Here is a 929-nt window from a genome sequence, read left to right as displayed (position 1 = left end):
GGCTCTGTAGTTTCGCTAGACGGAGACACCGCGACTGCGTTATTGCCGTAGAAAGCGAAGAGACGGAATGTTGTGGTATCGGAATTCCGTCTCCTCACGCGTGTTACGGTGGCTAAGGCTAAATCAGTTGTCGCTAACCCGGACGAACCCGCCGACCCCGAAGGGGGTGGCGGGTTCGCCGAGTGGGCGATGCTCACGCTGCATGCACTCCGCATCGAGCTGGGCAAATCCTACCGCGTCACGGTGGATTTGCTCAGTGAGATGCCCGGTGTCCTCGAAGAGATCGGCCTTACACGGCTTCCTCACTACACTGTCCTCCGCACGTGGTTTGCACGGATTCCAACGAAGACGTGGCGTGCGTTTCTCGGCGCGTCAGCCGAGAAACGCACTGGCCACGCCGCCATCGATTCGACTGGCTTCGACCGCGACCACCCCAGTCGCCACTACGCCAACCGCACGCACTACCGCGTCCGGGCGCTGAAAGTCACTGCCTTGGTGGATGTCGAAACGCTGTACATCACCGACATCCACTCTACAACGAGCAAGAAACACGATGCGAAGATCGGCCCGCAGGTCGCTCGGCGTAACGCCGGCGACCTGCGGAGCCTCGCGGCTGATCGTGGCTACGACGCGAAAGCCTTCCGCGATGAACTCCGCGAAAACGGTGTGAGACCGCTGATTAAACACCGTATCATGAACCCGCTCGATCACGCTCACAACGCCCGCATAGACCGTGATCGGTACAATCGCCGCTCGATGAACGAAACCGTCTTCTCAAGCATCAAGCGCACGCTCGGGGCAGCCGTGCGTGCGCGAAGCTGGTGGCTTGAGTTCCGTGAAATGCTGCTGAAAGCCACCGTCTACAACCTCCGCCGGAGCGTGAGATATCCGTGAAATCAACCGCCGTGTACCGAAACTACAGAGCCTAA

The 929-nt window shown here is 59.7% G+C and carries 1 protein-coding gene; it reads left to right on the top strand.

Going from position 1 to position 929, the window contains the following annotated elements:
- The first annotated feature begins 72 nt into the window (after positions 1–72).
- Positions 73–894, top strand: a complete 822-nt coding sequence (locus tag RH858_RS16735; protein ID WP_259532877.1) for an IS5 family transposase — start codon at positions 73–75, stop codon at positions 892–894.
- Positions 895–929 lie beyond the last annotated feature (35 nt).

Origin of the sequence: Halalkaliarchaeum sp. AArc-GB, assembly GCF_031432225.1 — an archaeon.
Classification (GTDB): Archaea; Halobacteriota; Halobacteria; order Halobacteriales; family Haloferacaceae; genus Halalkaliarchaeum.
The sequence above is the reverse complement of the archived record's forward strand: the minus strand, read 5'-3'. Positions and strand labels throughout refer to the sequence as shown.